This is a genomic window from Thermaerobacillus caldiproteolyticus (assembly GCF_015326725.1).
Taxonomy (GTDB): Bacteria; Bacillota; Bacilli; order Bacillales; family Anoxybacillaceae; genus Thermaerobacillus; species Thermaerobacillus caldiproteolyticus.
The window spans coordinates 1,823,919-1,837,732 of record NZ_CP064060.1 but is presented as its reverse complement, the minus strand read 5'-3'; the positions used below and the strand labels follow the sequence as shown (position 1 = coordinate 1,837,732).

Sequence of the window (13,814 nt, the reverse complement as noted above, 5' to 3'; positions counted from 1 at the left end):
TCTGTCTCGTGGATTTTTTGTCTTAATAAAAATAGAAACTATATCATTCAAAACAGGTTCTTTGTCAATGGGATGATGGATGAAACATAGAAGTACAGAACAAGATTGATAATGGAGTTGATTTACGTCCACTTTCTTACTGCGATTAAAGGGGGGGACATCAAATACATTGACAAATTTCAATAATTTAAAAAAGGTTTATGTTCATGAGGTGCGTTTGATGCTCGACGTTTTCACTGCTTTGGAAGCTGACTCGATTGGTGATCATTGAGTCAGCTTTTTTGATGTTATCTTCTTGAGTCTTCCAGCGCGTGTCGGGGGCAAGCAAGTCGCTTTTGCTTTTCTTGATCGTCTAGCTTCTGCTTCCCCATTTTTCTTAGTGTTTATTTCGTTCTCTTGCCGCTTCGGGATCTTCGAGTCTTCCTGCTCCTTTGTATGTGAGGGATTGGTCGCGATCAGATTCCACACGATGCGATTGTTTAAGTTTTTTTTCTTGGCGGTCTTTACCCATTTTATAACGCTCCTTTCTTTTTTCTCATTTTTACTATAACTGTTTTTTGTTTTTCTTATACGCGGATTAACTTTCATAAAAAATGAAATAATGGAGATAGTAGGAGGTAGAAAAAGTGGAAGGGATTTATTTTTATATATTTTTTTGGATGATATGGATAATCGCAACTTTTTTTATGAAAAAAACGGAGCGACGGACAAAGTTAGCTGCGGCTACACTAATGACAATGGCATTATCTCGTTTTGGCATGAATATTGGTTCGTTTCGGGTAACACTTTCATTTTTGTTTCTTCTAGTAAGTGCTTATTATTTATTAGCAGCAAGGCAAGCAGTTTGGAATTTAGCGTATATGTTTCTTGCAACGATTACCATTACGTTCGCGTATACTTCCTTCCGCTTGCTTGCGTTATGTGACCCGATATGGATATGGACGAATCCCACATGGATGATGGCCATCATATTATTGATCATCTCTTTCATGTTTTATCGAGATATGGTTGCACGGTTTTTATGTCTTATCATTGGCAGTTGTCAAGGTGATGTGTTATATGCTTTTGTTTTGAAATCGTTTTCGTTTCCGTATATCATTGGGTCTTTTTCATTTTTTGATACCATCTCCGTGTGCTGCTTCTGTTTGCTAGGTTGGACATTGTTAGAACAGCTACCGTTGCACGTGGATTTGAAAAAGCCGGCAAAAGGGACGAAGCAAACATGAGAATATATTATCTAGTGCATTGATCGGAGTGTATTTGTTAAAAACGGATTATTGTCAATATCCTGCGCATTTACACGTACGAATTATTCAATATTGTGTGAGGAGTCGTTTCGGCTGGATTAGGAATAATTGCTGTTCCGGCGATTATGGGCACAGAGTTTGCTTTTAGTGCTTGCTGCTTCACAAATTCGTGATGCGTATAATATAGAGCGATTGATCAATATGAGCTCGTTCCGCGTGGGAAAGCATATATCGAATTGCAATATTGTTTGAAGGGCGAATTTATTTAGTTATTTTCGATGAATATTTGGCGGCGATTGTCGTAAGCATTATCGGACCATTTATGGTGCGAAAATGTATGTCTGGCAGCCGTTTAAAGGATATTGTTGATATTGAATATGTGGAGCCGCATTTTGAAGAGGCGGGATCGCATGTTGATAACATTTATATTATGAATATTGGGTTATCGGCACGACATGACATGTCGAAAAACTCTAATGCGCAGTCAACAATCGCCAACCTAGGACAACGGCAAGCGATATCACACGATAATTTTGACAGCGCCCGGTGTGTACGATGGTAGACGTGTCGGTATTTTTATTTTGACACAAGAAAAAGACATGGAAAGGGCGCAGGTGATCATTGGAAATGTTCCAAGACATAGAAAGTGCGATTCGTATGCCGACAAGATCAGAAGCGAATAAGAAAGGGAGAAGGTTATGATGACGCATGAAAAAGTCATTGTGGCGGCCATGACAACGAACAGGAAAAAATCGCTGGCGTTTTATATGCGAAACAAAAGAAGAAATGAAACAAGTGGCGGCGCATTTAGAAGAGATTCTTAACGGTATTACCCATGAGCAGTTAATTATTGTGAAGCATTAGCCTGTTTCTATTGTTGTACGCTGTTGTTTTTGATACAATAAAACAGCTGTACCCTTCTTTTGAAGGGTTCTTTTTTGAGGACAAGAAAGTATACATTTTCAAACACTGTCTAGCGTAAGCGCCTAGCTCTCTTGTTTCAAATAACCTTCACGCTTTCGAAGTGACAAACTGTCTTGTGCATGAAGAACATTTGACTTCGGGAGCTGGCCATGGCGCTTCCGCTTTTCTTACAGTCGCGATATGAAGAGAAAGGGTGATAATATGACCAATCCAGTCGTAGCTATTGTTGGTCGTCCAAACGTCGGCAAATCAACGATTTTTAATCGAATTGCTGGTGAGCGCATTTCGATTGTGGAAGATGTACCTGGAGTCACTCGCGACCGAATTTATAGTAGCGGAGAATGGTTAAATCACAAATTTCACATTATTGATACAGGCGGAATTGATATTGGCGATGAGCCACTTTTAGTGCAAATACGCCAACAGGCGGAAGTTGCAATTGATGAAGCAGATGTCATTATTTTTATGACGAATGGACGCGATGGAGTAACGGCGGCGGATGAAGAAGTCGCAAAAATGTTACATCGCTCCAACAAACCGGTTGTATTGGCTGTGAATAAAATTGATAATCCAGATATGCGCGATTTGATTTATGATTTTTATGTGCTTGGGTTTGGTGAGCCATATCCGATTTCCGGCGCGCATGGCACGGGACTTGGCGATTTATTGGATGCAGTTGTTCGCCATTTTCCAAAACGCGAGCCAAACGACTATGAAGAAGACGTCATTAAATTTTGTTTAATCGGCCGCCCGAATGTCGGTAAATCATCGCTTGTAAATGCCATTTTAGGAGAGGAAAGGGTCATTGTAAGCGATATTGCTGGAACGACACGGGATGCAGTCGATACGACGTTTACACGGGAAGGACAAGAATACGTTATTATTGATACCGCGGGAATGCGAAAAAGAGGAAAAATCTATGAAAACACCGAAAAGTATAGTGTATTGCGCGCGTTGAAAGCTATTGAACGTTCCGATGTTGTTCTTGTTGTGTTGAACGCGGAGGAAGGAATTATCGAGCAAGATAAAAAAATTGCTGGGTACGCTCACGAAGCAGGACGCGGTGTGATTATTGTGGTTAATAAATGGGATGCGGTTGAAAAAGACGATAAAACATTGATTGAATTTGAGCGGAAAATCCGCGACCACTTTCAATTTCTTGATTATGCGCCAATTTTATTCGTCTCAGCGAAAACGAAGCAGCGACTACATAAGCTGCTGCCACTCATTCAAACTGTGAGCGAAAATCATGCGATGCGCGTGCAGACGAACGTATTGAATGAAGTCATTATGGACGCAATCGCGATGAATCCAACGCCGACGCATAACGGGCAGCGGTTGAAAATTTATTATGTGACGCAAGTAGCTGTAAAACCACCAACATTTGTTGTCTTCGTGAACGATCCAGAGCTGATGCATTTTTCATACGAGCGCTTTTTAGAAAATCGTATTCGCGATGCATTCGGTTTTGAAGGTACGCCAATCAAACTGATTGCTAGACCGAGAAAATAAACTAAGGAAGTGAGAGACGGTGGAGCAAGTTGCGGTGTTAGGAGCAGGAAGCTGGGGAACGGCGCTCTCGATGGTGCTTGCTGATAATGGACATGCTGTTCGCCTTTGGGGACATCGACCTGAACAAATTAAGGAAATTAATACGAAGCGAACGAATGAAAAATATTTGCCGGGCATCGAGCTTCCTGAACTGATTGTTGGATATGCCGATCTTTGTCAAGCATTAGAAAACGTGCGAACGGTTGTATTAGCGGTTCCAACGAAGGCGATTCGCGAAGTGTTAGGAAACGTGCGTCAATGTCTGAAAGAACCGATTACGATCGTGACGGTCAGCAAAGGAATCGAGCCGGATACACATAAGCGCATTTCTGAAATTATTGAAGAAGAAATGGGCTCGCTGTTGCAAGATGTTGTTGTATTATCAGGACCGAGCCATGCGGAGGAAGTCAGTTTGCGTCATCCGACGACAGTGACGGTATCCTCAAAAAATATGAAGGCAGCGGAACGTATTCAAGATTTGTTCATGAATCATCAATATTTTCGTGTTTATACGAACCCGGATTTAATCGGTGTAGAAATCGGTGGGGCGCTCAAAAATATTATCGCCTTGGCCGCTGGAATTACCGATGGATTAGGGTATGGAGATAATGCGAAAGCCGCTCTCATTACAAGGGGATTGGCAGAAATTGCTCGATTAGGAAGCACGCTTGGGGCAAATCCACTTACATTCTCTGGGCTTACAGGGATTGGCGATTTAATTGTGACATGTACGAGCGTTCACTCACGAAATTGGCGGGCAGGACATTTGTTAGGAAAAGGGAAAAAACTTGATGAAGTGCTTGATAGTATGGGAATGGTAGTGGAAGGTGTCCGAACGACAAAAGCCGCCTATCAGCTGGCGAAAAAGCTCGGGGTGAAAATGCCGATTACGGAAGTGCTTTACGATGTATTGTTTAATGAAAAAAATCCAAAAGACGCTGTCGATTCTCTCATGTCACGTGTAAAAACACATGAGATGGAAGACTTAGTGAACATTTTGGACAAATCGGAGCAAGAAAAGTGACAAAAATAGGCATTCGATGATGCAAGGTATTTATGCGGCGCATACAATACTACGAACAATTATAGACCTGAGCTTCCGGACAAAGGGTATCATTGTCTGACTGAAGTAAAGTAGCCCCGCTTTACTTCAGTTTTTTTTTGTGTGAGTCTAGGCTAGGATAGTGAAAATAGAGCCGCTTATTGTTATAATAATTGTCGAAAAAGGGGGAAACACACGTGTCACCGGGATTAATAAAAATGTGGATTGCACTTACGTCAATGGCTTTTATGTTTATTTCTGTATTTTCGATTTATTTGAGCCGGTATAAAATAAAAAATAAAATCGTTAAATTTATATTGGCGTTAATCGCTTATATACTCATGATTTTAGCGGGTATCATTATTATTTTTGTTGTATTTAGCGGGCCGGTTCAAGAATAATGGACATGCAGCCAAAGGATGGATCGATATGAAACTCATTTTTCGACTGATCATTTCTATATGTATGATGTTCCTGCTCTCGGGGTGCTTATACCCAGAAGAACGATTAAAACAAAATCAAATTCCATATGCAGATCAAGTTGCCGCAGTACAATCAGCAGTGGATCAGTACCGTGAGGCGACAGGAGGATTGTTGCCGATTCAGACGCGCGATATGAAAACGCAGATTTATCAAAAGTACCCGATTGATTTTCATCGTCTCGTTCCACGTTATATGCAAGAGCCACCGGGGAATGCGTTTGAAAGCGGCGGTGTCTTTCAATATGTCCTTGTTGATGTGGAGAAGCACCCGACGGTCAAGCTCCTTGATTTACGTATGGCGGAGCAAATTCGCGATGTAAAACTGCGCTTAAAAATGTATCAAGATTCTCATGGGTACCCTCCATTTAAAGACATGTTAGCAAAAGGGATTTTTACGTTAGACTATAAAAAATTAGGTTATAAAGAACCACCGTATGTTGTTAGTCCTTTTTCTGGAAATAATTTACCGCTGATTATTGATTATAATGGTGAAATTTACGTTGACTATCGTATTGATTTATACGAAGCATTGAAAAAAACAAAACATTCTTACAAACCTGGAGATGATATTCGCGATATATTAGTAAAAGATTCTTTATTTGTTCCTGCCTACTCCCTTCCATATACAATTGATCCGCAAAAAAACGAGCCTATTTTTTTAACGAAATAAGTCATGAACCCTTCTCTAGCGAAATACATTCTAGAGAAGGGATTTTTTTATATATTTTAGTCATAAATGAATAGGACAACATCATATTCATATAGTGTCCTAGAGTACTAGCAAACAGGTCTATCGAACATAACGACTCAAAGACTGGAGGGGAGTCATTTGGAAAAAGTGGATATCTTCAAAGAAATCGCCGAACGCACGGGGGGCGATATTTATTTAGGAGTAGTCGGTGCCGTGCGAACCGGTAAATCGACTTTCATAAAAAAGTTTATGGAACTCGTTGTTATTCCTAATATTGGAAATGAAGCGGATAAAGCGCGCGCGCAGGATGAATTGCCGCAAAGTGCGGCAGGAAAAACGATTATGACAACAGAACCGAAATTTGTGCCAAACCAAGCCGTGAAAGTAAAAGTCGATGAAGGATTAGAAGTCAACATTCGCTTAGTTGATTGTGTTGGCTATGCTGTTCCAGGGGCGAAAGGGTACGAGGACGAAAACGGCCCGCGAATGATTCATACACCTTGGTACGAAGAACCAATTCCATTCCATGAAGCAGCGGAAATTGGCACAAGAAAAGTGATTCAAGAGCATTCCACGATTGGCGTCGTCATCACAACGGACGGCACGATTGGAGAAATTCCGCGCCAAGACTATGTAGACGCAGAAGAGCGCGTCATTAATGAGCTTAAAGAGGTAGGAAAACCATTTATTATGGTTATTAACACTGTTCGTCCGCATCATCCAGACACGGAATCACTTCGCCAACAGTTAATCGAAAAGTACGATATTCCAGTGTTGGCGATGAGCGTAGAGAGCATGCGTGATGCCGATGTATATAATGTGCTCCGTGAAGCATTATATGAATTTCCAGTTTTAGAAGTGAATGTGAACTTACCAAGTTGGGTAATGGTGCTCCGTGAAGATCACTGGCTTCGTGAAAGCTACCAAGAGGCTGTACGCGATACGGTGAAAGATATTAAGCGGTTGCGCGATGTTGACCGTGTTGTTCAGCAGTTTGGCGAGTACGATTTTATTGATAAAGCAAGCCTTGCCGGCATTGAAATGGGGCAGGGGATAGCGGAAATTGATTTATATGCTCCGGATGATTTGTACGATCAAATTTTAAAAGAAGTCGTCGGCGTCGAAATTCGGGGGAAAGATCACTTGCTTCAATTGATGCAAGATTTTGCGCATGCGAAAGCGGAATATGATCAAATTGCTGATGCGTTAAAAATGGTGAAACAAACTGGTTACGGCATTGCTGCTCCGGCCCTTTCCGACATGAGCTTAGATGAGCCGGAAATTATTCGTCAAGGGTCGCGCTTCGGGGTGCGCTTAAAAGCGGTGGCTCCGTCCATCCATATGATTAAAGTTGATGTCGAATCGGAATTTGCACCGATTATCGGTACCGAAAAGCAAAGTGAAGAACTTGTCCGCTATTTAATGCAAGACTTTGAAGATGACCCGCTATCTATTTGGAATTCCGATATTTTTGGGCGTTCGCTCAGCTCGATTGTTCGCGAAGGCATCCAAGCCAAACTCGCATTAATGCCGGAAAACGCTCGTTACAAATTGAAAGAAACGCTAGAGCGAATCATTAACGAAGGTTCCGGTGGATTGATTGCTATTATACTGTAAACGATAGACTCCAGTTTTGGGGTCTTTTTTATGTGTAAACCTCGACAAAAAAGTGTTCAGGGATGTTTTTTTACAAAAAATAAATGAAAGCCTAGAAAAACAAGGATTTTTGTCTTGATAACACATAGGACATGTGATAATCTTTTATCAGAAAAAGTTAGTTTCTTTGGTGAAATGTGCCTAAATTGCATTCATGTGCTGAAAATATGTTGAATTATGACGATAAATCATTTAATATTAGGCATGTCACCAGCTTATATGTATAGAAATGCGAGAAAGTGTGAAGAAATGGAATAAGCAATGATTTTTTTATACATTCCTTGGGAGGAGGTGAATGGCATGAACAAGACAGAGTTAATCAATGCGGTTGCAGAAACAAGCGGTCTTTCTAAAAAAGACGCAACAAAAGCAGTTGATGCTGTATTTGAGTCTATTACAGAAGCTTTAAAAAATGGCGATAAAGTTCAATTAATCGGTTTTGGGAACTTCGAGGTGCGTGAACGCGCAGCGCGCAAAGGACGCAATCCGCAAACAGGGGAAGAAATGGAAATCCCTGCGAGCAAAGTTCCTGCATTTAAACCAGGTAAAGCTCTTAAAGATGCTGTAAAGTAAGTTTTACATAAACGAGGAACAAGCTTTTCAAGAGCTTTCAAGGAAGGGTAAGCTATTGCGCTGCCCTTCTTTTTTGCTTTTTTTTCATCATCTATGCTAGAATCGGGGTACATGTAGCATTTATCTTGCAGGAGGATGTTGGTTGATGTTAAACGTAAATTATGAGCAAATTGAACATGCGGTTCGTTTAATTTTGGAAGCGATTGGCGAAGATCCGAATCGAGAAGGACTTAGAGATACACCAAAACGTGTTGCGAAAATGTATGCGGAAGTATTTGCTGGATTAGTCGAAGATCCGAAGGAACATCTTCAAACAGTGTTTAGCGAAGATCATGAAGAATTAGTTCTTGTAAAAGATATTCCGTTTTTCTCTATGTGTGAACATCACTTAGTTCCGTTCTTCGGGGTTGCTCATGTCGCTTATATCCCACGCGGTGGAAAAGTGACAGGATTAAGCAAGCTGGCGCGCGCTGTCGAGGCGGTAGCTCGGAGACCGCAGTTGCAAGAACGCATTACAGCGACGGTTGCAGATGCAATTATGGAAACATTAGAACCACACGGTGTTATGGTGGTAGTGGAAGCCGAGCATATGTGTATGACAATGCGAGGAGTGAAAAAGCCGGGAGCGAAAACGGTCACGACGGCTGTGAGAGGGACATTTGAAACAAACGATGCTGCCCGTGCGGAAGTGGTTTCGCTTATTAAAAAAGGCTAAAATCATCTTTTAGTTATGAATTCTTTCATTTTGTGGAAAAATAGAAGGGAGGGCGTCTATGTATCCAAACAGTGATTATATCGTCATTAAAGCATTAGAAGATGGGGTCAATGTGATTGGTTTGACAAGGGGGGCAGACACTCGTTTCCATCATTCAGAAAAACTCGATAAAGGTGAAGTGCTGATTGCTCAATTTACAGAACATACATCAGCGATTAAAGTACGAGGCAAAGCGCTCATTCAAACGAACCACGGCGAAATTCAGTCCGAAGGGAAAAAGTAATGGGCGATATTTTCTATGAAACTAGAGCGTTTCATAAAAAATTATGTTATAATTAAAAACGCTATGTTTTGATACGAATTTCTGGGGACAAGGGTGATTGATATTGAAAACCATCATGAAAAAAATGGTGATGTTAAAGGAACAAATTGAGCGTTTTCTTCATCATCCATACTTGTTACAACATATCTCAACAAGACAAGTTGATGAAGATCGGATTTTACTGTCATTATCTATATTAGAAGATGCACGCATCTCGTCTGAAGAAGTCGAGCATTATATCATTCCGATGATGCTTGTACAAATCGCCCTTGATACCCATGACGAAGTGACGAATTCTCTTCCTTGTTGCGAAAACGATGAGTTGAAAACGAGGCAATTAGTTGTTCTTGCAGGGGATTTATATAGCGGTTTATATTATGACTATTTAGCGAAACTGAACCAAATTCCCATTATTCGCCTTTTTGCAGAAGCGATTAAGGAAATTAATGAACATAAACTCCGCTTATATCAAAGGGATATTGAACGAATCGAAACGCTTTTTCATAGCGTTGGAGTGATCGAATCCTCCCTTATTTGTAAACTCAGTGAACATTGTTCATCGCCGCTATGGTCGAAGTTTGCGTATTATTATTTGCTGTTAAAACGTTTGCATAATGAAAAGGAGAAATTCATGAACTTAGGCTCTTCGACCATTTTTGAACAGATGGCAACTATTTTATTTCAAAAAACGAAAATAATGACGAAAGAACAAAAACATTATTTACTTCATATTTGTAATCGTTACATTGATCATTGCAAGAAAGAGCTATTGAATATGAAACTCGATTTGAACGATTTATTGCAAACGCGCATTTCCGAACTTATTGGCAACTTTTCGGTCATCGCGAAAAAGACGGTGGAAGAAGGGTAAAAGGTATGCAGCAATCGAAGGAAGAACGAGTTCATCATGTATTTGAGAAAATTTATAAAAATTATGATCAGATGAATTCGGTGATTAGTTTTCGACGCCATCTCAAATGGCGCGAAGATACGATGAAACGAATGAATGTACGAAAAGGGGCGAAAGCGCTTGACGTTTGCTGTGGTACGGCCGATTGGACGATTGCACTTGCCGAGGCGGTAGGTCCTGCCGGTGAAGTATATGGGCTTGATTTTAGCCAAAATATGCTGCAAGTGGGAGAAGAAAAAGTAAAAGCGCGCCATTTGCAAAATGTGAAGCTCATCCACGGTAACGCGATGAAATTGCCGTTTTCGGACAATACGTTTGATTATGTAACCATTGGGTTTGGGTTGCGCAATGTCCCTGATTATATGACCGTGTTAAAGGAAATGTATCGCGTCACTAAACCGGGGGGGAAAGTCGTTTGCCTTGAAACATCGCAGCCAACCTTAATCGGTTTTCGCCAATTATATTATTTTTATTTTCGTTTTATCATGCCTCTTTTTGGAAAAATATTTGCGAAAAGTTATGAAGAATATTCATGGCTACAAGAATCAGCACGCGATTTTCCGGGAATGGATGAATTAGCACAAATGTTTCGAGATGCCGGTTTCGTTGACATTGAGGTGAAACCGTATACGTTTGGTGTAGCGGCGATGCACTTAGGTTATAAAAAATGACTTGAAAGATGATGTTTTGTACCGGTTGGGCGAACGGGAAGTAACGCTTGTGGAGTGGAAGGGGCGCCTTCGACGATGAAGCAAGAATTCACGGGGCTTGCCTCGTGTGAGTGTCAAAAATGTTGATAAAGATTAAGGTGAACATCATGAAGTTAAAAGCGATGTATTCGTTTTTGAATACAGATTTGCATGCCGTTGAACAGGAATTAGAGACGGCGATTCAGTCGGACTATTCGTTGCTTAGCGAAGCGGCCCTTCATTTGCTACAAGCCGGAGGAAAACGAATCCGTCCTGTTTTTGTATTGCTTTCAGGAAAGTTTGGTGACTACGATATTCATCGAATGAAATACGTGGCTGTCGCATTAGAGCTTATTCATATGGCTTCTCTTGTTCACGATGATGTGATCGACGATGCTCAGCTGCGTCGCGGCCGGGAGACGATTAAAGCAAAATGGAGCAATCGCTTTGCCATGTATACAGGGGACTATATGTTTGCCCGTTCCCTTGAGCTGATGGCGCACCTTGAAAATCCGCTTGCTCATCGTATTTTGGCGCATACAATTGTCGAAGTGTGTCGCGGAGAAATTGAACAAATCAAGGACAAATACCGCTTTGATCAAAATCTTCGCTGTTATTTACGGCGCATTAAGCGCAAAACCGCGCTATTGATTGCCGTCAGCTGTCAACTTGGAGCGATAGCGGCCAATGCTGCCAACGATATCTCTGAGCGACTTTATTTATTTGGTTACTACGTCGGGATGTCGTTTCAAATTACAGACGATATTCTCGATTTTATCGGTACGGAAGAGCAGCTTGGCAAGCCAGCAGGCAGCGATTTGCTGCAAGGAAACATTACGTTACCGGTTCTTTTTGCCATGGAAGATCACAGGGCAAAAGAAAAAATTATACAAGTGACCCCGCATACATCAGCTGATGAAATGAAGGAGATTATTTCGTTGATTAAGCAGACGGGAGCGATTGAAAAATCGTACGCTGTTAGCGACCTTTATTTGGAAAAAGCATTTCGTGTATTAGAAACATTACCGAAGAACAAAGCGCGTTCCACGTTATATGATTTAGCAAAATATATTGGAAAGCGGAAATTTTGACAGGCATACATAAGTCGCTCAAGCAGGCGAGCTGTCTTGTCTGCTTGAGCATGATAAGCTGCATCGTTGACGAGAAAAAATAAAGCGTTTTCATGGTTGATATTGCTAATCGACGAAAACAATGGTACTATTTTGATGGGAATCCTATTTCCTAGTACATATAATGATGGCAGGGGTGGAGAATTCGCTATGGAAAGAACATTTTTAATGGTCAAACCTGATGGGGTTCAACGCAATTTAATTGGTGAGATTGTTGCTCGTTTTGAGAAAAAAGGATTTCAGCTTGTTGGTGCCAAACTGATGCAAGTGTCCCGTGAATTAGCAGAACAACATTATGCTGAACATAAAGCGCGTCCATTTTTCGGCGAGCTAGTCGATTTCATCACATCTGGTCCTGTGTTTGCAATGGTTTGGGAAGGAGAAAATGTCATTGCGACAGCACGCCAAATGATGGGGAAAACGAATCCACAAGATGCAGCACCTGGCACGATTCGCGGAGATTTCGGTTTAACCGTCGGCAAAAACGTCATTCATGGTTCCGATTCACCAGCAAGTGCTGAACGCGAAATCCATCTATTTTTTAAAGAAGAAGAACTTGTCGATTATTCAAAGCTAATGAATGAGTGGGTATATTAATGAAAATGGGGGCGATTGGCTTGATAGATGAGCTAGTCGCCTTTATCGTTCTACTAAACTGTCTCGTTCTCTTATGTCGAATAACCTTTGCCGTAGAAATAATGAAAATTTCTACAGATGAAGCACATTGGCTTCAAGATATCGCCGCAGCGCTTACATTTTTCTTATCATATCCAGAATTTAAGTCTTACTTCCTTTTTTAAGGAGAATGGTCTAGCTCGCCTCTGTTTTTCTTGTTGTCTAGCGCAGGCTCCTGACCAGTTCACTTCTTGGATAGCCATCCATGCAAAACTTGCGCCATAACTTGAAACGTGACGTTTTGCACCAATTGGAGCATACCAGCCCTCAGGGGGCAAGATGTTTTGCAAGGAAAGAGCATTTCCCATCCGCGCGCAGAGGACGCTTTTTTATAAAATCTGCTATTTTTTCTCTTTTATTTTACGATATACTAATGATGAGAGATATTGGTGAAGGCAATTTTAGACTAATGGGAAGAGGAGAAGCGCTGAATGAATGATTACCAGCAGTTTATCGTAAACATAAAAAAGAAAACGGGCATTGATTTAGCCCAATATAAAGAAGCTCAAATGAAACGGCGATTAACGTCGCTGTATGAAAAACGAGGATTTAAAAACTTTCAAGAATTTTTTCAAGCGATGGAGACCGATCAAAACTTATTTCATGAGTTCCTTGATCGGATGACGATTAATGTGTCCGAGTTTTACCGCAATGCCAAGCGGTGGGAAGTGCTGGAACAGAGGATTTTGCCGAAGCTCTTTGAGCGAAATCGCCGGCTAAAAGTATGGAGTGCCGCGTGTTCGACAGGGGAAGAGCCGTATACATTGGCGATGATTTTATCAAAATTCATGCCGCTTTCTCAAGTGTCGGTTTTAGCGACCGATTTAGATGAAAATGCGATTTCACGAGCCAAAATCGGAATTTACCCGGAGCGGTCGCTGCAAGAAGTTCCTGATGAGGTGAAGAAAAAGTTTTTCACAAAAGAAGGAATATATTATAAAATTGATGAACAGGTAAAAGGGGCTGTTACGTTTAAAAAACATAATTTGCTTGCGGATCCATTTGAAACAAACTATGATTTAATTGTGTGTCGTAATGTATTAATTTATTTTACGGAAGAAGCAAAACAATCACTTTATCATAAATTTAATCAGGCGTTGCGGCCAGGAGGCATTTTATTTGTAGGCAGCACCGAGCAAATTTTTAATCCGTTATCTTATGGATTCGAAACAGAAGATACATTTTTTTATCGAAAAGTCGAATAAGA

19 protein-coding genes and 1 pseudogene are annotated in these 13,814 nt (G+C 41.0%); 19 read left to right on the top strand and 1 reads right to left on the bottom strand.

Translation table 11 applies throughout. The features are described 5' to 3' along the window. Positions 1-376: 376 nt before the first annotated feature. Entirely contained in the window at positions 377-511 is a 135-nt protein-coding gene (locus tag ISX45_RS09095; protein WP_181555884.1) for a YpzI family protein, read from the bottom strand. A 115-nt stretch (positions 512-626) separates the two neighbouring features. On the opposite strand from ISX45_RS09095, the gene ISX45_RS09090 reads away from it, so the two are divergent. The 19 genes and pseudogenes from ISX45_RS09090 to ISX45_RS09010 all read left to right on the top strand — a co-directional run bounded on the left by ISX45_RS09090 (position 627) and on the right by ISX45_RS09010 (position 13,812). Further along, positions 627-1,226: a YphA family membrane protein gene (locus tag ISX45_RS09090; protein WP_194520560.1), complete on the top strand. Its 600-nt coding sequence runs from the start codon at positions 627-629 to the stop codon at positions 1,224-1,226. A gap of 4 nt (positions 1,227-1,230) precedes the next feature. Beyond that, a pseudogene (locus ISX45_RS09085) lies at positions 1,231-1,949 on the top strand (YIEGIA domain-containing protein). Further along, complete coding sequence (locus tag ISX45_RS19930; RefSeq protein ID WP_267240220.1) at positions 1,946-2,071, top strand: hypothetical protein; 126 nt, start codon at positions 1,946-1,948, stop codon at positions 2,069-2,071. Before ISX45_RS09085 ends, ISX45_RS19930 begins: the two are co-directional and overlap by 4 nt. Next, positions 2,043-2,111: a hypothetical protein gene (locus tag ISX45_RS20270; RefSeq protein ID WP_373367364.1), complete on the top strand. Its 69-nt coding sequence runs from the start codon at positions 2,043-2,045 to the stop codon at positions 2,109-2,111. The genes ISX45_RS19930 and ISX45_RS20270 overlap by 29 nt, the downstream gene beginning before the upstream one ends. A 261-nt stretch (positions 2,112-2,372) precedes the next feature. After that, positions 2,373-3,683: a ribosome biogenesis GTPase Der gene (gene der, locus ISX45_RS09080; RefSeq protein WP_181555886.1), complete on the top strand. Its 1,311-nt coding sequence runs from the start codon at positions 2,373-2,375 to the stop codon at positions 3,681-3,683. A 19-nt stretch (positions 3,684-3,702) separates the two neighbouring features. Further along, the gene (locus ISX45_RS09075) at positions 3,703-4,746 is read left to right on the top strand and encodes an NAD(P)H-dependent glycerol-3-phosphate dehydrogenase (protein WP_181555887.1); all 1,044 of its coding nucleotides are present in this window, start codon (positions 3,703-3,705) and stop codon (positions 4,744-4,746) included. Between the two features lie 215 nt (positions 4,747-4,961). Then, positions 4,962-5,165, top strand: coding sequence for a DUF2768 domain-containing protein (locus ISX45_RS09070; RefSeq protein WP_181555888.1), 204 nt, complete (start codon positions 4,962-4,964; stop codon positions 5,163-5,165). 28 nt (positions 5,166-5,193) lie between these two features. Beyond that, complete coding sequence (locus tag ISX45_RS09065; RefSeq protein ID WP_181555889.1) at positions 5,194-5,916, top strand: hypothetical protein; 723 nt, start codon at positions 5,194-5,196, stop codon at positions 5,914-5,916. 159 nt (positions 5,917-6,075) lie between these two features. After that, entirely contained in the window at positions 6,076-7,554 is a 1,479-nt protein-coding gene (spoIVA, locus tag ISX45_RS09060; RefSeq protein WP_181555890.1) for a stage IV sporulation protein A, read from the top strand. A 339-nt stretch (positions 7,555-7,893) separates the two neighbouring features. Beyond that, the gene (locus ISX45_RS09055; RefSeq protein ID WP_149917072.1) at positions 7,894-8,166 is read left to right on the top strand and encodes an HU family DNA-binding protein; all 273 of its coding nucleotides are present in this window, start codon (positions 7,894-7,896) and stop codon (positions 8,164-8,166) included. Between the two features lie 145 nt (positions 8,167-8,311). Then, positions 8,312-8,881 carry a GTP cyclohydrolase I FolE gene (gene folE, locus ISX45_RS09050; protein ID WP_181555891.1) on the top strand — a complete coding sequence of 190 codons (570 nt, stop codon included), beginning with the start codon at positions 8,312-8,314 and terminating at the stop codon, positions 8,879-8,881. Positions 8,882-8,939: 58 nt separating this feature from the next. After that, entirely contained in the window at positions 8,940-9,164 is a 225-nt protein-coding gene (mtrB, locus tag ISX45_RS09045; protein ID WP_181555892.1) for a trp RNA-binding attenuation protein MtrB, read from the top strand. A gap of 115 nt (positions 9,165-9,279) precedes the next feature. After that, a complete protein-coding gene (locus tag ISX45_RS09040) occupies positions 9,280-10,074 on the top strand; it encodes a heptaprenyl diphosphate synthase component 1 (RefSeq protein WP_181556107.1) in 795 nt (264 codons plus the stop codon). 5 nt (positions 10,075-10,079) lie between these two features. Beyond that, a complete protein-coding gene (menG, locus tag ISX45_RS09035) occupies positions 10,080-10,784 on the top strand; it encodes a demethylmenaquinone methyltransferase (RefSeq protein ID WP_181555893.1) in 705 nt (234 codons plus the stop codon). A 146-nt stretch (positions 10,785-10,930) separates the two neighbouring features. Then, complete coding sequence (gene hepT, locus ISX45_RS09030) at positions 10,931-11,893, top strand: heptaprenyl diphosphate synthase component II (RefSeq protein WP_181556108.1); 963 nt, start codon at positions 10,931-10,933, stop codon at positions 11,891-11,893. A 189-nt stretch (positions 11,894-12,082) separates the two neighbouring features. Continuing rightward, the gene (gene ndk, locus ISX45_RS09025) at positions 12,083-12,529 is read left to right on the top strand and encodes a nucleoside-diphosphate kinase (RefSeq protein ID WP_181555894.1); all 447 of its coding nucleotides are present in this window, start codon (positions 12,083-12,085) and stop codon (positions 12,527-12,529) included. Then, complete coding sequence (locus ISX45_RS09020) at positions 12,529-12,732, top strand: hypothetical protein (RefSeq protein ID WP_181555895.1); 204 nt, start codon at positions 12,529-12,531, stop codon at positions 12,730-12,732. Before ndk ends, ISX45_RS09020 begins: the two co-directional genes overlap by 1 nt. Before the next feature lie 80 nt (positions 12,733-12,812). Next, on the top strand, positions 12,813-13,046 hold the full coding sequence (locus tag ISX45_RS09015; protein WP_194520559.1) for a hypothetical protein: 234 nt from the start codon (positions 12,813-12,815) through the stop codon (positions 13,044-13,046). Continuing rightward, complete coding sequence (locus ISX45_RS09010; RefSeq protein ID WP_194520558.1) at positions 13,039-13,812, top strand: CheR family methyltransferase; 774 nt, start codon at positions 13,039-13,041, stop codon at positions 13,810-13,812. Before ISX45_RS09015 ends, ISX45_RS09010 begins: the two co-directional genes overlap by 8 nt. Positions 13,813-13,814 lie beyond the last annotated feature (2 nt).

Coding starts and splice junctions, on each gene's coding strand:
- ISX45_RS09055 (WP_149917072.1), top strand. CDS start 7,894: ATGAACAAGACAGAGTTAATCAATGCGGTTGCAGAAACAAGCGGTCTT.
- ISX45_RS09040 (WP_181556107.1), top strand. CDS start 9,280: ATGAAAAAAATGGTGATGTTAAAGGAACAAATTGAGCGTTTTCTTCAT.
- ISX45_RS09095 (WP_181555884.1), bottom strand. CDS start 511: ATGGGTAAAGACCGCCAAGAAAAAAAACTTAAACAATCGCATCGTGTG.
- menG (WP_181555893.1), top strand. CDS start 10,080: ATGCAGCAATCGAAGGAAGAACGAGTTCATCATGTATTTGAGAAAATT.
- ISX45_RS09015 (WP_194520559.1), top strand. CDS start 12,813: ATGCAAAACTTGCGCCATAACTTGAAACGTGACGTTTTGCACCAATTG.
- ISX45_RS09065 (WP_181555889.1), top strand. CDS start 5,194: ATGAAACTCATTTTTCGACTGATCATTTCTATATGTATGATGTTCCTG.
- ISX45_RS09020 (WP_181555895.1), top strand. CDS start 12,529: ATGAAAATGGGGGCGATTGGCTTGATAGATGAGCTAGTCGCCTTTATC.
- hepT (WP_181556108.1), top strand. CDS start 10,931: ATGAAGTTAAAAGCGATGTATTCGTTTTTGAATACAGATTTGCATGCC.
- folE (WP_181555891.1), top strand. CDS start 8,312: ATGTTAAACGTAAATTATGAGCAAATTGAACATGCGGTTCGTTTAATT.
- der (WP_181555886.1), top strand. CDS start 2,373: ATGACCAATCCAGTCGTAGCTATTGTTGGTCGTCCAAACGTCGGCAAA.
- ISX45_RS09010 (WP_194520558.1), top strand. CDS start 13,039: ATGAATGATTACCAGCAGTTTATCGTAAACATAAAAAAGAAAACGGGC.
- ndk (WP_181555894.1), top strand. CDS start 12,083: ATGGAAAGAACATTTTTAATGGTCAAACCTGATGGGGTTCAACGCAAT.
- ISX45_RS19930 (WP_267240220.1), top strand. CDS start 1,946: ATGATGACGCATGAAAAAGTCATTGTGGCGGCCATGACAACGAACAGG.
- mtrB (WP_181555892.1), top strand. CDS start 8,940: ATGTATCCAAACAGTGATTATATCGTCATTAAAGCATTAGAAGATGGG.